The sequence below is a fragment of the Agrobacterium sp. 22-3639C2 genome (assembly GCF_053522105.1).
In genome coordinates, this window is record NZ_JBNWDB010000001.1 from 921,499 (window position 1) to 936,208 (window position 14,710).

Annotated in this window: 14 protein-coding genes and 1 tRNA gene; 6 read left to right on the forward strand and 9 right to left on the reverse strand. The window is 58.8% G+C overall.

The annotated features are described in order from the left end of the window. Positions 1–5: 5 nt before the first annotated feature. Positions 6–440, reverse strand: coding sequence for a DUF1801 domain-containing protein (locus ACQZ6D_RS04610; RefSeq protein ID WP_065702385.1), 435 nt, complete (start codon positions 438–440; stop codon positions 6–8). Positions 441–580: 140 nt separating this feature from the next. Between ACQZ6D_RS04610 and ACQZ6D_RS04615 the strand changes: the two genes are divergently transcribed. Both ACQZ6D_RS04615 and ACQZ6D_RS04620 read left to right on the forward strand, forming a co-directional pair. Further along, positions 581–1,036: a PRC-barrel domain-containing protein gene (locus tag ACQZ6D_RS04615; protein WP_003513045.1), complete on the forward strand. Its 456-nt coding sequence runs from the start codon at positions 581–583 to the stop codon at positions 1,034–1,036. 157 nt (positions 1,037–1,193) lie between these two features. Continuing rightward, a complete protein-coding gene (locus ACQZ6D_RS04620) occupies positions 1,194–1,805 on the forward strand; it encodes a DUF922 domain-containing Zn-dependent protease (RefSeq protein WP_065702384.1) in 612 nt (203 codons plus the stop codon). A gap of 19 nt (positions 1,806–1,824) precedes the next feature. On the opposite strand, the gene ACQZ6D_RS04625 is transcribed toward ACQZ6D_RS04620, so the two are convergent. Then, complete coding sequence (locus ACQZ6D_RS04625; RefSeq protein WP_013636453.1) at positions 1,825–2,427, reverse strand: J domain-containing protein; 603 nt, start codon at positions 2,425–2,427, stop codon at positions 1,825–1,827. 317 nt (positions 2,428–2,744) lie between these two features. Between ACQZ6D_RS04625 and ACQZ6D_RS04630 the strand changes: the two genes are divergently transcribed. Further along, the gene (locus ACQZ6D_RS04630; RefSeq protein ID WP_003513050.1) at positions 2,745–3,098 is read left to right on the forward strand and encodes a nuclear transport factor 2 family protein; all 354 of its coding nucleotides are present in this window, start codon (positions 2,745–2,747) and stop codon (positions 3,096–3,098) included. Positions 3,099–3,153: 55 nt separating this feature from the next. On the opposite strand, the gene ACQZ6D_RS04635 is transcribed toward ACQZ6D_RS04630, so the two are convergent. Further along, a tRNA-Thr gene (locus tag ACQZ6D_RS04635) sits at positions 3,154–3,229 on the reverse strand. A 207-nt stretch (positions 3,230–3,436) separates the two neighbouring features. Here ACQZ6D_RS04635 and ACQZ6D_RS04640 point away from each other — a divergent pair. After that, positions 3,437–5,176, forward strand: a complete 1,740-nt coding sequence (locus ACQZ6D_RS04640) for a GGDEF domain-containing protein (protein WP_065702383.1) — start codon at positions 3,437–3,439, stop codon at positions 5,174–5,176. Positions 5,177–5,194: 18 nt separating this feature from the next. On the opposite strand, the gene ACQZ6D_RS04645 is transcribed toward ACQZ6D_RS04640, so the two are convergent. The 5 genes from ACQZ6D_RS04645 to ACQZ6D_RS04665 all read right to left on the reverse strand — a co-directional run bounded on the left by ACQZ6D_RS04645 (position 5,195) and on the right by ACQZ6D_RS04665 (position 11,727). Next, the gene (locus ACQZ6D_RS04645; RefSeq protein WP_003513055.1) at positions 5,195–6,304 is read right to left on the reverse strand and encodes an endonuclease/exonuclease/phosphatase family protein; all 1,110 of its coding nucleotides are present in this window, start codon (positions 6,302–6,304) and stop codon (positions 5,195–5,197) included. Positions 6,305–6,470: 166 nt separating this feature from the next. Next, positions 6,471–7,499: an ABC transporter ATP-binding protein gene (locus tag ACQZ6D_RS04650; RefSeq protein WP_065702382.1), complete on the reverse strand. Its 1,029-nt coding sequence runs from the start codon at positions 7,497–7,499 to the stop codon at positions 6,471–6,473. After that, positions 7,487–9,181, reverse strand: coding sequence for an ABC transporter permease (locus tag ACQZ6D_RS04655; protein WP_025593981.1), 1,695 nt, complete (start codon positions 9,179–9,181; stop codon positions 7,487–7,489). The genes ACQZ6D_RS04650 and ACQZ6D_RS04655 overlap by 13 nt, the downstream gene beginning before the upstream one ends. Before the next feature lie 9 nt (positions 9,182–9,190). Then, positions 9,191–10,174, reverse strand: coding sequence for an ABC transporter substrate-binding protein (locus ACQZ6D_RS04660; RefSeq protein ID WP_448729628.1), 984 nt, complete (start codon positions 10,172–10,174; stop codon positions 9,191–9,193). A 308-nt stretch (positions 10,175–10,482) separates the two neighbouring features. Continuing rightward, positions 10,483–11,727: an aminotransferase-like domain-containing protein gene (locus ACQZ6D_RS04665; RefSeq protein ID WP_025593984.1), complete on the reverse strand. Its 1,245-nt coding sequence runs from the start codon at positions 11,725–11,727 to the stop codon at positions 10,483–10,485. A 265-nt stretch (positions 11,728–11,992) separates the two neighbouring features. On the opposite strand from ACQZ6D_RS04665, the gene ACQZ6D_RS04670 reads away from it, so the two are divergent. Both ACQZ6D_RS04670 and ACQZ6D_RS04675 read left to right on the forward strand, forming a co-directional pair. Next, positions 11,993–12,445, forward strand: a complete 453-nt coding sequence (locus ACQZ6D_RS04670; protein WP_065702379.1) for an RbsD/FucU family protein — start codon at positions 11,993–11,995, stop codon at positions 12,443–12,445. Between the two features lie 109 nt (positions 12,446–12,554). Then, entirely contained in the window at positions 12,555–13,586 is a 1,032-nt protein-coding gene (locus ACQZ6D_RS04675; protein WP_019565331.1) for an endonuclease/exonuclease/phosphatase family protein, read from the forward strand. Positions 13,587–13,659: 73 nt separating this feature from the next. Here the strand turns inward: ACQZ6D_RS04675 and ilvC are convergent, their stop codons facing one another. Then, positions 13,660–14,679 (reverse strand): ketol-acid reductoisomerase, encoded by a 1,020-nt coding sequence (gene ilvC / locus ACQZ6D_RS04680; RefSeq protein ID WP_003507583.1) that lies wholly within the window; start codon positions 14,677–14,679, stop codon positions 13,660–13,662. Positions 14,680–14,710 lie beyond the last annotated feature (31 nt).

Sequence of the window (14,710 nt, forward strand, 5' to 3'; positions counted from 1 at the left end):
CTCGATTACCCAGCCTTATTCCCCGTGCGTTTCTTTCCAGCCTTCCCCGCCACATTTAACGCCACCGCCGCGCGGATCAGCGCTACCAGTGCCTCCTCGTCGATCTCATCTCCCTCGTGAAAGTCGATGGCGCGCCGCGTATTGCCCTCAAGGCTCGAATTGAACAGGCCGGCCGGGCCTTCAAGCGATGCGCCCTTCGCAAACGTCATCTTCACGGCTGTCTTGTAGGTTTCGCCCGTGCAGATGATACCGGCATGTTCCCAGACGGGCACGCCGCGCCATTTAACCTCCTCCTTCACATCCGGATCGGCCTTCCTTATCAGCGCCCGGATGCGCGCAAGCGTCTCGCCACGCCAGTCGCCAAGCTCCGCGATCTTTTGATCGATGAGAGCCGACGGTGCATTCTCCTCCGCTTCCTTGCTGTCAGTGTTTCTTGCCATAATGTCCTCCCGATTTTGCGTGCCAGTGCTCCCGCTACCAGCATAAACCAAAATTTCCTGCGCTCCCACGCGGAACCAAATCCGGCCTTCACCGTTTCTTCCCCGAACGAAACGTTCAGCATACAAAGGGAAGAAACATCATGAAAATCAACGTCATCGCTCTCGCTGCCGCAGCAGCCCTCTCCTCTTCCGTGGCTTTTGCCCAGACGGCTGCGACTGCGCCTGCTGTTGGCGCCGATGCGACTTTGTCCGGTCCCGGCATCACCATGGGCACCAAGGCTAACGGCCCGCTGAAGTTCGTCAATGTCCAGAAAACCGACCTCACCGCCTCCCAGCTCGACGGTCTGGATATCTATAACGCCCAGAACGAAAACATCGGCGAAATCGAGGATGTCGTCATCGGCGATGGCAAATCGGTGATCGGCCTCGTTGCCAGCGTCGGCGGTTTCCTCGGCATCGACAAGAGCTATGTGGTGCTCGACCCGGCCTCGGTTGCAGTCCACAACGACAACGGCACCTGGAAGGCCTATGTCGATACCACCAAGGAAGCGCTGCAGAACGCACCGAAGCTCGACTACGACAAGCTGGACGACTGATTCCCCTGCAGTCGCAAGCTTGACCCCCGCGATCTGTCGCGGGGGTTTTTCGTGTGTGGAATTTCGGCGCAGTATCCGACAATCCCTCTCTCACGGCGCTTGCCTAGCAGCCCGGCTCTCGCCTATCTTCGGCGCGCAAGACACCAAGGATCGATGCGTGCCCACCAAAACTCTCTCTTCCCTCACCATAAGCGCTGTGACGATATTGCTGAGCACCCTTCCGCTGTCAGCACAGTCAGCCGGCTGGAAACCAGCCGAGCAGATAAAAACCTATGCGATCAGCGGTGATACGGGCGGAGCGCTTTACCAGTCCATAGGCGAGCGCGGCCCGACCGCCGGTGTGCAGGCCATCGCCCACACCACCTTCAAGCTGACATGGCGGCGCGATTATCGTCCGCAACCGGACGGTGCCTGCGTACTGGCCACCGCCAAGCCCAATCTCACAATCATCTATACCTGGCCGAAAGCGCCGGCCAGATTGCCTCCCGCGGTCGCCGCCAGCTGGAAAACCTTCATTTCCGGTGTGGAAACCCATGAGCGCGTTCACGGCGAGCACATTCTCGACATGGTGCAGAAGATCGAGGCATTCAGCACCGGTCTGAGAGCGGAAAACGATCCGAAATGCCAGAAAGTGCGCGTTGTCCTTCAACAACGGCTTGGTGAGCTATCCAACGAGCAGCGCCAACGCGGACGCGATTTCGACCGGGACGAGCTTTCGCCCGGTGGCCGCGTGCATCAGCTCATTCTGGCGCTCGTCAACGGTCCCTGAGAACTCCAGGGAGAAACGGCTATTCCGCCGCCTCGCCTTTCAGCAGCGGTTCGGAGAGCGGTATGCTCTCCAGCTCGTAGGAATAGCCTTCCAGCATCGTATAGGCCTGCTCGATCGCCTCTATCTGCGCTTCCGCATTGCGGATGGCTTCGGCGATGGACTGGCTGCGCGCACGCAACATGGAACTCAAAACATCGGTCTCCGGCTTTCTGCCCAGCCGGTCCATATGTTTGCGCACCCGCGTGCGGTGACGCTCCAGTTCCAGAATGTGAAAGCGGCTTTTCAGGATATCGTCGGTCAGCTTGCGGCGCATGGCGGCCACTGGGTCGAAGCTGCCGGGCTCGCGCTCGTCCAGAATGAATTCGTTGACCAGAGTTTCCAGCATCAGCAGGCCTTTGAGGTCCTTGGCATCGGCAAGCTGCGGATCGTAACCGGTATCGTCGAACACCTTGCGGCGCACCGGATCCTTCAAAAGCTCGTAAGCGGTTTGCAGGCGTGCGAATTGGTCGGTATCGCCCCCGCTGTCGGGATGGGCGGCTTTCGCCACCTTCCGGTAAGCGGACTTGATCGCCGCCTCGTCGGCATCACGCTCCACGCCAAGCAAAACATAGGGATCGATCACTAAAACACCTTCAAACGCAAACTGTTACCGCATGCCATACGCCACCCCCGTGCGGCTCGCGCACAGATCATAAGCGAATTCCGCCCGCGCGGCACCCCCGCGCCGGCGCAAAAGCCCTTGATCCTCAAATTTGTCGGACCCATGGCGACTATAATCACGGGCGGGACAAAATTGTGGAAAGTCATGGCAAAACACGCCGGGCCAAGCTGCCTACCCATGCGGAAAACCGTGCAACCCGCAGGTTTTACGGTGCTTATGGTGGAACGGCTCCAACGGGTGTAAGCTTGGCTTTTGGATCTGAAGGGAGGGACGATCCGATGCCGCAAACCATTACCCAGACAGTGACGGATTATGTGCACGCCATGGCCTATGCGGATGAGGGCCTGATGCGTGATGTTTTCGATCCGCGCGCCAGCATCGTCGGGACGTTCCAGGGTGAAACGGAATGGCTTTCACTGGAGGACTTCGCCGAGCAGATACGGAAAAGCGAACGCGGCCTGCCCGATCACGACCCCGTCTTCGAAATCCTCGGCATCGACAAGGAAGGCGACAGCGCGTCCGTGAAGCTGACGACGAGTTTCGACGGCATGGATTTTAGCGAATACTTGTCCTTGCTGGAGCGCGACGGCAACTGGGCAATCGTGCACAAGCTATATCACATCAAGCCATAGGCGTTGTGCGAATGCAGGAATAATAGCGGGGAAATGGCCAAGCCATTGAAAATACTGGTGCCCCCGACAAGGTTCGAACTCGTGACCCCCTGATTACAAATCAGGTGCTCTACCAACTGAGCTACAAGGGCAATCCAGTGCCTTGCCAACTATCAGATTCTCACTTCGTGTAAAGCAAAAATTGATTGCGCGCCGTTGGGAGACCTCTTTTCCACACCGTACCTGTGGGTTTCAATCACCAGGTCGCGGCAAAAGGCCTGCAAAATAAGCGAAGTATTTACGCGATGTAGCTAAAATGGCGATAATTCATAACCATCCCACCGGGAATAACGCATCGCATGCGCGCAAGCATACAGAAAATCCAACTAACCGGTACGATCGTCATAGCGGTAAGTTCCATCTTGTTGGCAACCCTTGCCGCCCTGCCGAGCGTTTCCAGTTACTTACGCTACCGGACCAATGCGCAGCAACTCAGCCGCTTCGAAACAGCCCTCCAGTCCGCATGGCTGGTATCGGCCGAGCGTGGTCCTGCCAATAATTTGATGGGCGCGTCTTCCCCCGATGCAAAACTGGTCCAGGAGCTGGCCGCAGCGCGCAAGGCGACGGACGACAAGCTGGTGGAACTCGAAAACTCTTTTGCCGCGGAAATCAGGGCGCAGCCAGAATTGGCAAAATCGCTGGTCGATACACGCCGAAAACTGGCGCAATCCCGAGAAGCGGTCGATCAGGTTGCTGCACTTCCGGAATCCGCGCGCAGCTACACGGCGATGTCCAACGCAATTTTTGCGATGTTCAAGGCGGCGGACAGCGTCAACATGCTGCGTGGCAAGACCGCTCGCGCGATTATCAAGGTAACGCCCAATGTAGCGATCGACATCGCCATGACCGGCACGGCCGGAGTGATGCGGGACCGGATCGGTCGCCTCGGTTCCTACGTGGTCATGAGCCTGCGGGCGAACAGGCAGGACAGGCTGAGCCTCCGCGCCAAATTCGACACGGAAATACAGAGCCTCACACTGCTGAAATCGTCGCTGACGAACTACACCGCCGCTTACCTGTCCACACCACGCGTCGATGCAGCGTTTCGCGATATTGAAATCTTCTATTTCGGCCAGGCGCTTCCCTATGCGCAGAATACGATTGCGATGGTGGTGCCGTCCGCGCAGCCAAGCATTCGCGAATTCTCCGAAAACTACATCAAGGGCATGCGGTCCTCGAGCACGTTGCGCGACCTTATTCTCGCCGAAACACGGGCAAGGATAGAAAGAAACAAGGAACAGGCGTTGATCTATGGTGGAACGTCTCTCCTCCTCGCTCTCATCGCGGTTCTGGTATTGCTGCGGCTTGCATCGGTTTACAGAACGGCACTGTTCCGCCCCATGCAATCCGTCCAGACGCAGATCGCCGCAATCGCTGCTGGTGATCTTTCAGGAGCCCTGTATCAGGACAAGGCTGCTCCGGAAGTGAAGAAAATGTTCAAGGAACTGGATTTCCTGCGCGAGCAGCTTCGCCAGAAGGAAGAAATGGAAAAGCAGCAGTCTGCGCTGGCCGAACAATTACGCACGCTTTCAGAAACAGATGCCTTGACCGGTGTGTCCAATCGCCGTGCGCTGGAAAAGACCGTTCGTGCCATATTGAGTGGCGAGGAGCAGTTGCAGACGCTTGGCGTGATGATTGTCGACATCGACCACTTCAAATCCATCAACGACCGCTATGGCCATGCCATGGGCGACCTCGCGCTACAGAAGACAGCGACTCTTTTAAGAGGCGCCCTCCGTAAAAACGATATTCTGGCGCGCTATGGCGGCGAGGAATTCGTGGTCGTGTTGCAGGATGTCAGCCACGCGACGGCGACCGCCACCGCCGACCGCCTGCGCCGGCTGATTGAAGCCCAGGTCATTGATGAACAAAGCGGGCTGTCACTGACGGCAAGTTTCGGCGTGGTCTGGCAGGAGGCACGGGCGATCAACAGCTGGGACGAACTGATCGCAATTGCCGACGACCGGCTTTATGAGGCCAAGCGTGCGGGCCGCAACCGGGTGTGGGCGACCTATTTCCCCAAGGTAGCCAACGGCTAGGCGGCCCGGAGCGGCAGGTCAGATCAGATCGAGCGTCATAACGACAGGGCAATGGTCGGAAGCCTTGGGGCGGTCCCAGCCGGTGCGCGGATAACGATCCACCTCCTGCCCCGGCGGAAAGACCGTCCTGTAAGGCTGGCCAGCGCGGATGATTTCGGGAACCCTTGTCGCATTGATCTGCGCAAGATGTGGGGAAAGCCAGATATAATCGAGCTGGCAGAGATGCTGTTCCTGTGGCCCGCGCGAATGATAGAGCGTCCAGCGATCCATGACGTCACGGCGCGACATCGGATTGGTCACAAAATCATCCGCCGTGAAGATATCGAGCGCGCTCCGCTCCTCTTCCACCGGCGTAAAGCTGTAGCCGCTGCGCCGGTCGCCGGAAATCGAAATGCGTTCCTGATAATCATTCATGTCGCCGCAGATGGCAAAATTCTTGTTGCGGGTATTGTTTGCGCCCCAGCGGTTTTCGATGATGCGGCGAACGGCCATGGCTTCCGCCTCGCGAATCGGCATGGTGGCGAGCCGGGCATCTATGGCGTCACGGGCATTGGTCATGGATTTGAAATGCGTGACGTAAAGCGTCAGCGGTTTGCCGCCGATCCTCAGATCGATTTCCAGACAATCGCGTTTGAAAATCTTGTCGTCTATCTGGTTGGTCGCGGCAAGTGCGGGATTGAAGAGATCGAGATTGCGGTAGGTTAGCGCAGCGTGGCTCTTGATGTCGATGACCTCGATCTTGTCGCCGTCTCGGGTCTGCTCGCGCATGACGACCGCGACATCGATGCCGCGGCTGTCATTGCCCTCGACCAGATATTTCTGCAGATAGCCGTTGCCGACCATGCGGTAGAGATAGCCATATTCGAAAGCCTGCAGGGCCGCCATGTTGTCGACTTCCTGCAGGCAGAGAATATCGGCATCCGCATCCGCAATGGCCAGCGCTGAAAGTTGCCGCGTATCGTCTGTGGAAGAGACTGCCCGCGCACTTTCCAGCGCCTGATAGGTCGCCTCGTCCCTGATATCGAAAAGCTGGATCGCCCTGTCGCGCCGCGTCTGGTTGCGAAAACCGGTAAAGTCGAAACGAGTGAGAAGATTTTCGATATTGAAGGTGGCGAGCCGAAGCGACATGTTTCATTCCTGTTGCTGGAATGGAAGCTTAGCCGCTCCCGTTCGGTCTCGCCAGTGGCCAGTCGCGTCGATCAGATTCCCTATTCACGATGTCGGATTTTATGTGCCGGGATATTCCCCACCCTCATTCCTGTGACGAGCCCAGGGATGAGGGAGCAAGCAAATGCTAAAGACGCCACGCCGCACGAATCGCAACCGGCAACCGGTCACCGACCGCAACCGATTCTCGAGAATAAGCCCGAAGCGCCTGCCCGTCCGGCAGGTCGAGACGCAAGGCATAACGCTCGCCCTCGTAGAGAACCGAGGTCACGGTGCAGGTGATTCCATCCGCATCCCGCACCACGTCCTGCGGCCGCACGAGAATATCCGCCCGTGGTAATTGCCCACCGTTATCCATCGCTGTGCGGAGCGCGTCCCAGTCAATATCCCGCGAAGAACCTTCCGGCACCGGCACGGAGAGAATGGCGCCCTGCCCCACCAGCGAGCCGACAAGACGCCCCTCGGGTCGTGCATAAAGCTCGGCGGGCGGCGCGACCTGAAGCAGCTTGCCCTGAGACATCACGGCGACATCGGTTGCCAGCGCCATGGCTTCCGCCTGATCGTGGGTAACATAGATCATCGTCGCGCCGGAGCGGATGTGGAACTCGCGAAAGGTCTCCTCCATCTCCTGCCGCAAATGCCGGTCGAGATTGGCGAGCGGCTCGTCGAGCAGCACCACATCAGGTTCGGTGACGAGGCAGCGAGCCAGCGCCACGCGCTGCCGCTGGCCACCGGAAAGCTCGGCGGGACGGCGGTCCGCAAAGCCTTCAAGGCGTACGGCTGCCAGCGCTTGGGCCACCTTCTCGCGATATTTCTCTCCGGAAATGCCGCGAACTTTCAGGGGATAGCCGGCATTGTCGGCAACCGACATGTGCGGCCAGAGCGCATAGGACTGGAACACCATCGCCATGTTGCGCCGTTCCGGCGGCACCATGCTGCCTGCATCGGCCAGCACCCGCTCGCCGAGCAGGATGGAGCCATCAGTCGGTTGCTCGAAACCGGCGATCATGCGCAGCACCGTCGTCTTGCCGCAGCCGGACGGCCCGAGCAACGCGAGGAAACCTCCCTCACGCACCGTGAGCGAGACGTCGTCAACGGCGGGTTTCGACCCGGCTCCAAAGCTTTTCGTCAGACGATTGAGGATCAGTTTCGCCAAGGGACGACTCCTTTCGGCAGATAGCGCCCCAGAATTTCGAGCAGCAGCATGAGGAAAATCACCATGATGACGACAAGCACCGAAAGTGCGGAGGCAAGATCGAAGCTGCCGCTGTCATCGAGGTTATAGATGAGCACACCGAGCGTCTGCGTGCCGGCGGACCAAAGGAGCGCCGAAACCGTCAGTTCATTGCAGGCGATCAGGAAAACGAGGATGACGGAAGCGCCAGCCGCAGGCCCGACCAGCGGCAGGATGATGTCCTTCAATCGCCGCCAGAAACCGGCGCCCGAAAGCCTTGCCGCCTCTTCCAGCGACGGATCGAATTGCAGGAAGGCGCTGACCATCGGTTTGAGGCTGACGGCGAAAAAGGAGGAAAAATAGGCGAGCAGAATGATCCAGATCGTGCCGTAAAGCGTGATACCGAGCAGCGGAATGGGGGCCGCGAACAACAGGACGAAGGATACGGAAATCACCACACCCGGCAGCGCATAGGGAATATCCACCAGCGCCGACAGCAGGAACATGAAGCGGCTTTTGCCGCGCACCAGGAAATAGGCGGTCAACACCGTCACCGCAAGCAGGCAAAGGGATGTGACCGTCGCCAGAAACAGCGAGTTGCGGAAGGCTGTGCGGGTCACGCTCTGCCGGTAGAGCAGCTCCTCATAGGCGTGCATCGTCACGGTCTTGAGACTGAGCGGCACGCCATAGGCGGGGGCAAGCGAGCTTGCCACCAGCGCAGCAAGTGGTGCAACCAGCATGAAGAACAGCACGAGCCAAAGGACAAGCTCAGCAACTACACGCCAGCGCGACAGCTTGAAAGTCGCGGCCTTGCCGGAAAGACCGATGATGCGATAGTCCCTGCCCTTCATTGCCCGCTCTTGCAGCGCAAGACCGGCCACGGAGATGATGGCGATCATGGTCGAGAGAATGGCGATATCGCCGAAGGTGCTCGCGCCAAAACTGGCGAAGCGGCTGTAGATCAGCGTCGGCAGGGTGAAGATCGAGGCCGGAATACCGAGGATCGCCGGAATACCGAAATTGCCGACATTGGACACAAACGAGATCGCCGCCCCGGCGATCAATCCCGGCGTCGAAAGCGGCAGGATGATATCGAACAGCACGCGGCGAGGCGAAGCACCGGAAAGCTTGGCCGCCTCGATGCCATCTTGCGGCAAGGCCAGCAAACCAGCGCGCAGCGACAGATAGACGAGCGGCGCATGCTGCACGCCGAGCAAAAGCGCGATACCGGCAATGGAATAGAGCGGCTGTGGCGACCCCATGGGCGGCGCAAGGCCGATGGCCTTTAAAAGCGTGCTCGACGGGCCGGTCATGCCGATCCACGACAGCGCCGTCACCTGCGGCGGGATCATCATAGGCAGCATGAAGAGGAAGCTTAAGATCGACTTGCCGCGTATGTCGCAGAGCGTCAGCGCTAGCGCGAAGCCCCCGCCGATCATGAGTGAAATCAGCATGCCGAAAAACGAGGTCGAGAGCGTGTTCAGCGCCGCATCCCAAAGGGCGGGATCAGCCAGCAATCGCCATATGTCACCGTTGAGTGACGAAACAATGCCGGTATAGGCGAGCCGCCCGAGCGGTAGGGCGCTGAGCGCAAAAACGACGCTCACCACAAAAGGAAACAGCCAGCGCGGCTGGCTGTTTCCATAGGCACTTGATCGGGACATGCCGCTATATCAGCCCTTGGAGCCGAAAATATCGGAGAAGATCTTCAGATCCTGCTCGGAATTCTTCAGCGCGTCCGCGGCGTTGAGCGGCAGGACCTTGAGCTTGTCGCGGGCGGGGAAACCTTCCGGCATGCCAGCGTCAGCGCGCGCGGGGATGTAGCCGAGCTTGACGAAGCCCTGCTGGCCCTTTTCCGAAAGCACGTAGTCGACGAACTTCTTAGCGGCTTCCTCATGCTTGGTACCCTTGAGGATCGCGACCGGTTCGGTCACGGCCGAAACGCCCTCTTCCGGGAAGACGAACTCCACCGGTGCGCCCTTGGCCTTTTCGCGGATCGGCATGTAGTCGACGACAACGCCGTAAGCCTTCTCACCTGATGCAACCGACTTCAGCACCGCGCCGTTACCGCCGCCGGAAATGGCTTCATTGGCCTTCAGCTGCTTGTAATAGTCCCAGCCGAGGCCGTTGGCAGCGGCCAGCGTCTGCGCGTGGATCAACGCTGCACCAGAGGTCAGCGGGCTCGGCATGGTCACCAGACCCTTGGCTTCCGCCTTGGCAAGATCCTTCCAGCTCGTCGGCTTCATCGCAGCGGCAGTGTTATACATGATGCCGGTGGTGATGAGCTTGGTGGAATAATAATAGCCGTCCGCATCGTAGAGCGAGGCGTCGATGTTCTTCGCTTCCGGCGACTTGTGGGCCATAAGCTGGCCAGCCTGCTTCATGCGTTCGAGTGTGACGGTGTCGGCGATCAAGAGCACATCGGCAACCGGATTGCCGGCGCTGATCTCAGCCATCAGCTTGGCCATGATCTTCGGCGTTCCGTCACGCACCCATTCGACTTCGATACCGGGATTGGCGGCCTTGAAACCATCAACGGTCGCCTGCGCGTCCTCGTTCGGCTGGCTGGTATAAAGCACCAGATCGGCAGCATTGGCAGCGGTGGCGATGAAGCCGAGCGATACGATGGCGGTAAAAGCGGAAAGCAGCGTTTTCATAGGTCCAGTCCCTGTTGTTTCGTGGGACCGCTAAAACATGATTGCATAACATGTATGTGACAGGCAGGATTTTAGGGGTGTGATCTCGGTAGCCAAGGTGGAGACCGGGGCCTACCCCCCTCTGCCCTGCCGGGCATCTCCCCCACAAGGAGGGAGATCGGCAAGACGCTCTTTCGTCACTTAATTTTCGAACGTTGAGATGGGCGAAACCTCACCACGGGTCGATCTCCCCACCTGTGGGGGAGATGTCCGGCAGGACAGAGGGGGGGTAAGCCGCCTCCCCGTCGCTGCCGAAAACCTGGCAACCCTCAAATCGCCGGAACCACTTCGGTCGTCTCCGCCTGCGCCGTCGCGATCAACCGGCCAAGCCGCTTCATGCCTTCCTCGATCATCGCCTCATTGGCGCAGGAGAAGCTGATGCGCAGCGTGTTCGTACCCGAGCCATCCGCAAAGAAGGCGCGACCCGGAACGAAGGCGACCTTTTCCGTTGCGATGGATTTTGCCAGCAATGCGGCGCCATCCATGCCTTCCGGCAGGGTGACCCAGATGAACATGCCGCCTTCCGGCTTGGTCCAGCGCGTGCCCTTCGGCATGTATCTGTCGAGCGCAGCCAGCATCGCATCGCGGCGGGCGCTGTAGGCAGCCTTGATCTTGGCGACCTGCTTGTCGAAGCCGCGCGAAGCGACACGTTCGATGGCGATCTGGTTGATCGTCGAGGAATGCAGGTCTGCGGCCTGCTTCATCAGCACCAGCTTGCGGATAACTGGCGCAGACGCGACGATGTAACCGACGCGAAGGCCGGGTGCGAGCGTCTTGGAAAAGCTGCCGCAATAGATGGTGCGGGTGTTCTCGATGCCGCCCGAGCGGGCAATGTCCAGCGCCATGATCGGCGGAACCGCTTCACCATCATAACGCAGCGACTGATAGGCGGCGTCTTCGATGACGGCGATATCCAGCTCGTCAGCCAGCGCCAGAACCTTTTCGCGGCCGGCAAGATCAACGGTTTCCCCGGTCGGATTGGAGAAATCGGCAGAGAGATAAGCGAACTTCACCGCGCCGCCGAGCTTGGCCGCGGTTTCGCGGTAAGCTTCGGGCGTGCGGTTGCCGCCGGGATTGAGCTGGTCGTAATTCGGCTCATAGGCGTTGAAGGCGGAAAGTGCGCCGAGATAGGTCGGCCAGGTTACCAGCGCGGTATCCTTCGGCGACAGGAACAGCTTGCCGAGGTAGTCGAGACCCTGCTGCGAACCCGAAACGATGAAGACGTTGTCGGCAGTGCATTCAATGCCGATCTCGGCCATTTCGCCCGCCAGCCATTCGCGCAGCGGCTTGTAACCTTCGCTCACCGAATATTGCAGCGCCGAGTTGACCTGCGAACCCGAAAAAATTTCCGCATAAGCCTGCTGGAACTCCTCTGCGGGGAAAAGAGCCGGGTCCGGAATACCGCCGGCAAAGGAAATGATATCGGGCTGCTCGAGCAGCTTCAGCAGCTCGCGGATTTCAGACGCTTTCATGCGCGACGAGCGCGTGGCGAAAATTTGTTCCCAATCAAGCATGGGTACGTTTCCTCTTGTGTCGTTTTTATGCGTGCATCTTTACAGAAATGTCGATACGTCAGCAATACTGACTTATCAGTTTTTCGAATTATTTCTGCCTCCCTGCACGTTACCCGCATTTGGGCCCGCCTTTGGCGGACAAAGCCAAATACACCCTTGCGCAAAGCTTCACAATCTTCCGTTTGCGATTGACGCGGCAAGGTTTTCCGGCTGGATTGCGGCCACGCGCCGCGACACGGCGAAAGCATCATGGGAGTTTGACGACATGCTGAAAAATATCGACCCGGCGCTGAATGCCGATGTTCTTCACGCCCTACGCGCCATGGGTCACGGCGATACGCTGGTGATTTCCGACACCAACTTCCCTTCCGATTCGGTGGCTCGCCAGACAACGGTCGGCAAGGTGCTGCGCATGGACAACATTTCCGCCGCCCGCGCCATGCAGGCGATCCTCTCGGTGCTGCCACTCGACACGCCGCTGCAGCCTTCGGTCGGACGCATGGAAGTGATGGGCGCGCCGGACCAGCTGGAACCCGTACAGGTCGAAGTGCAGAAGGAAATAGACGCGGCGGAGGGAAAATCCGCCCCCATGTACGGTATCGAACGCTTCGCCTTCTATGAACAGGCTAAAAACGCATATTGCGTCATCACAACAGGCGAGACCCGTTTTTACGGCTGCTTCCTGCTGACGAAGGGCGTCATCCCTCCGGGCAAATAAGATCCAACGGCAGACTGGGTCGTGTGCTAAACCCGTCATAACAATTTCAAGTTGTTGTGGCAAAAACTTCCACTAGGTTTTGTAAAACCAACCGGAGGTGTGAGGTATCATGACCCAATATGTCCTGGCGTTCTGGAATGTCGAAAACCTGTTTGCGCCGGAGGGTTATCCAGCGCGCGAACCTTGGATTGCCGAGCGGCTGAAGAACGATCTCAAAGGCTGGACCGAAGATCTGTTCAAGACCAAGCTCAGGCAACTCGGTTTGATCATAAGACAGATCGGCGGCGCCGGGCCGGATCTGCTCGGCGTGTGCGAAGTCGAGAACCGTTTCGTTCTGGAGACGCTTGCGGAACATCTGAACGACCTCATGCCCGAGCGCGCCTACCGTGTGGTGCATGCAGATTCCAGCAAGGACCAGCGCGGCATCGATACGGCCTTCATCTATGACAGCAAGAAGCTACTGATCAACGAAACCGAGATTTTCAGCCATTTCGTGATGCGCCGCACCGGTACGCGCGACATTACCCAATGCACCTTCATCACCAAGGGCGGACGCCAGCTTATCGCCCTTTCCAATCACTGGCCGTCGCGCTCCGGCGGCGCGGTGGAAAGCGCCGGTTTTCGCATGACCGCCGGTGAGACGCTTGGCTACTGGCACCAGCGGATCAGGGAAGAGAAAGGTAACGACATCGCCGTCGTCGCCTTCGGCGATTTCAACGACGACCCTTCCGATGCATCGCTGCGCTATCACGCCAATTCCACCCGCGAGCGCGACGATGTCGAAAGCTCGCAATCGGCAATGTTCTACAATCTCACCTGGAACTACCTGCGCCAGCAGGTAGTGGATTCAGTCGGTACGGCAAGAACGATCTATGGCACGCTCTATTTCAACGGCGACGCCAATATCTTCGACCAGATCCTCGTCTCAAGATCGCTTCTGACCGGGAGCAGCGGCTTCGCGGTGCGCGAGGAAACCGCGAAAATTGAAGCCATTGCCGCCATGGTCAGCCACAGCAAGAATGAGGGGCCGATCCGCTTCGGCCTGTCGAAAGGCGATGCAGTCAAAAACGTCAATCTCGGTGGTTTCTCCGATCACTTTCCCGTATCGGTCATTATCGAGGAAGCCGACGCCATCGTGTGATCCTAGCCAAGCCCAATGCAGAAAGGCCGGAGCTCTCGCCCCGGCCTTCCAATATTCTGTAAAGCAATGAAGCTTAGTTGACAGCCTTGTCGACCAGCTTGTTCTTGCCGATCCAGGGCATCATGCCGCGCAGCTTTGCGCCGACTTCTTCGATCTGGTGGGCGTCGTTGTTGCGACGGATGCCCTTGAAGCGTGCGCCGCCAGCCTTCCATTCCTGCATCCACTCGGTCGTGAACTTGCCGGTCTGGATGTCGTGAAGAACGCGCTTCATTTCAGCCTTGGTGTCAGCGGTGATGATGCGAGGACCGGTGACGTATTCGCCCCACTCGGCCGTGTTGGAGATCGAGTAGTTCATGTTGGCGATGCCGCCTTCATAGATCAGGTCAACGATCAGCTTCACTTCGTGCAGGCATTCGAAATAGGCCATTTCCGGTGCGTAACCGGCTTCGACCAGGGTTTCGAAACCGGCGCGGATGAGTTCTACGAGACCGCCGCACAGAACGACCTGTTCGCCGAAGAGGTCGGTTTCGCACTCTTCCTTGAAGTTGGTTTCGATGATGCCAGAACGGCCGCCGCCAACGCCGCAGGCGTAGGAGAGAGCGAGTTCAAGTGCGTTGCCGGAAGCGTTCTGGTGAACGGCAACGAGGCAGGGAACGCCGCCGCCCTTCTGGTATTCGCCGCGAACCGTGTGGCCGGGGCCCTTCGGTGCGATCATGACGACGTCGAGCGAAGCCTTCGGCTCGATGAGGCCGAAGTGAACGTTGAGGCCGTGTGCGAAAGCAATCGCCGCACCGTCACGGATGTTGCCGGCAATGTCAGCCTTGTAGATGTCGGCCTGCAATTCGTCAGGCGTCGCCATCATCAAAAGGTCGCCCCACTTGGCGGCTTCGGCAACGGTCATGACCTTGAAGCCGTCGGCTTCCGCCTTCTTGACGGTCGGCGAACCGGCCTTCAGAGCAATGACGACGTTCTTGGCGCCGGAATCCTTGAGGTTCAGCGCATGGGCGCGGCCCTGGGAACCGTAGCCGACGATGACGACATTCTTGGACTTGATGAGATTGAGATCCGCATCACGATCATAATAAACGCGCATTTTATGGTCCTTCCCTAATGCTTGTCTCTGT

Bases quoted from the DNA above. Each gene is read 5' to 3' on its own strand.
- ACQZ6D_RS04610 (WP_065702385.1), bottom strand. From the start codon at position 440: ATGGCAAGAAACACTGACAGCAAGGAAGCGGAGGAGAATGCACCGTCG.
- ACQZ6D_RS04615 (WP_003513045.1), top strand. From the start codon at position 581: ATGAAAATCAACGTCATCGCTCTCGCTGCCGCAGCAGCCCTCTCCTCT.
- ACQZ6D_RS04630 (WP_003513050.1), top strand. From the start codon at position 2,745: ATGCCGCAAACCATTACCCAGACAGTGACGGATTATGTGCACGCCATG.
- ACQZ6D_RS04640 (WP_065702383.1), top strand. From the start codon at position 3,437: ATGCGCGCAAGCATACAGAAAATCCAACTAACCGGTACGATCGTCATA.
- ACQZ6D_RS04645 (WP_003513055.1), bottom strand. From the start codon at position 6,304: ATGTCGCTTCGGCTCGCCACCTTCAATATCGAAAATCTTCTCACTCGT.
- ACQZ6D_RS04655 (WP_025593981.1), bottom strand. From the start codon at position 9,181: ATGTCCCGATCAAGTGCCTATGGAAACAGCCAGCCGCGCTGGCTGTTT.
- ACQZ6D_RS04660 (WP_448729628.1), bottom strand. From the start codon at position 10,174: ATGAAAACGCTGCTTTCCGCTTTTACCGCCATCGTATCGCTCGGCTTC.
- ACQZ6D_RS04665 (WP_025593984.1), bottom strand. From the start codon at position 11,727: ATGCTTGATTGGGAACAAATTTTCGCCACGCGCTCGTCGCGCATGAAA.
- ACQZ6D_RS04670 (WP_065702379.1), top strand. From the start codon at position 11,993: ATGCTGAAAAATATCGACCCGGCGCTGAATGCCGATGTTCTTCACGCC.
- ACQZ6D_RS04675 (WP_019565331.1), top strand. From the start codon at position 12,555: ATGACCCAATATGTCCTGGCGTTCTGGAATGTCGAAAACCTGTTTGCG.
- ilvC (WP_003507583.1), bottom strand. From the start codon at position 14,679: ATGCGCGTTTATTATGATCGTGATGCGGATCTCAATCTCATCAAGTCC.